The organism is Halomonas campaniensis (genome assembly GCF_014193375.1).
Lineage (GTDB): Bacteria > Pseudomonadota > Gammaproteobacteria > Pseudomonadales > Halomonadaceae > Halomonas > Halomonas campaniensis.
In genome coordinates, this window is the sequence record NZ_JACHZF010000065.1 from 1 (window position 1) to 1,734 (window position 1,734).

General features: G+C 57.3%; 1 protein-coding gene. It reads right to left on the reverse strand.

The genetic code is table 11. From position 1 onward, the window contains the following. Window positions 1-373: 373 nt before the first annotated feature. Window positions 374-1,654, reverse strand: a complete 1,281-nt coding sequence (locus BDK63_RS18220; protein WP_183334559.1) for a PglL family O-oligosaccharyltransferase — start codon at window positions 1,652-1,654, stop codon at window positions 374-376. Window positions 1,655-1,734 lie beyond the last annotated feature (80 nt).

The window sequence follows — 1,734 nt, forward strand, 5'->3', positions numbered from 1 at the left end:
CCTATCTCTCATTTGACCACCTCAGCAAGGAGGTCTGTCGCCTACTTGGCGGCTACGGGTCTGAGCGCACGATTAATTTTGAATAGCCACTTAGTTTACGCTTCTAACTGTCGAACTCGGGTGGGCTGGATCGATCTCACCGATACCGACACGCTGCGGCGTGACTACTACAGCATGTGGAATCGAGCGACCGCTGCAGCGGCCGTAGGTTACGGCTGCTTTGATGATCTCCATTGATTCCCAAGAGTTATAAGGAGTCTCGCGTTGAAGGTGGCGACCCTGATGAACGAAGCCGCCAGCCAGTGTCTTCAGACCGCCCGATCAGCGCCTTCGTGAAATGAGGCGGGTGGATCCTAATCGTGAGCCGCTGTTCCTATTTATTGTTATTTAATGTTTTCGTCCATTGCGGAAAGAGTCTTTTGTAGCGATTGATAAAGTCTGGGTCATTTTCTGAGTAAGTTTTTGCTATCATTAGGTTTTGATAAAGGGCTGAGCTAGGAAGTAGTTTTGCATGCTCCTCTGCCCAATCTTGATAATATTTAATATCTTCAGTCCATCCCAGCTCCCTAGCAGCAGTCAAATGTTGTGTCATAACAAGAAATTCAATTTCATTTGGGATTCCTAGAGGGTTCACTGCAGTTGTCAAAGCCAAGGCGTCATTCCCCTCAGACTCGATATATGTCTTTATTTGCCATAGCGTCTGCAGATGCGTTCCCATAAATACCCAAACCACCGGCACCGCCAGCCAGGCTCCCACGCGAATGCCGAAGGTATAGCGATTACCTTTTTCCTGAGTTGCCCAGCAGCGTTGGCTGACCATGCCGATGATCAGCAACATTACCAGCCAGTGGGCCAGCGAGTGGTAGAAGGGCAGCTCCAGCATTGAGTGAACGGATAGTGGAACCAGCAGTGCGAGCAGCAGCCACTTCTCCCCACGTGGCCCATGGGCGATCACCCGCCAGGCGACCCAGAGTGCAAAGGCCAGGATGGCCAGCATCGGTAATGCCCCACCCTCGATGCCCCAGTAGAGCAGCTCGTTATGGGGATGGGCGTAGTTCTCGCGCAGCGGGGCGCGGCCCTCCTCGGCGGTGCGCCAGTCGGCATGGCTATGCAGGAAGTCGTGTTGGAAGCGTCCGTAGCCCCAGCCAGCGACGGGTTTCTCGGCGATCATCCGTAGGCTGTGCTCATACACCTGGGGCCGCAGGCCCTGGGAGGTGATCGCCTCGGCGCTGCGCCCACCTTCACCGGCGGTGAGGCCCACCACCACGGCAAGAATTACCCCCGTCCCCAGGGCAGTGGCCCACTGCCGGAAGCGGGCGCGATCCAGTCCCCACAGGTGCACCAGCACCATCGGCACGCCGATGGCCACCCCCAACCAGCCGCTGCGCGAGGCAATCACCCAGAGCATGGCCGGCATGAACAGCGGCGCCAGCAGGATAATGCCCTTCTCGATCCGATTTCTCGCCTCGCCATACAGCCAGGCGGAGATCACCAGTCCCGTGGCGAGGAAGCTGGCCATGACGTTGACCTGCTGGAAGATGCCCCAGGGGCGGCCATAGTCGGGGCGGTAGCCCAGCCAGTTGCCCGGCTGCAGCAGGTAGAACTGCACATACCCATAGGCCGTTTCCAGCAGCGCACCGGCGATGCCTGTCAAGATTGTTGGAACCTGGAATCAGGCGGCTTCTAATCGCTGATCGCGTTGAACCAGCGGGTCTTCCTGGTCCGGGTTCAGCC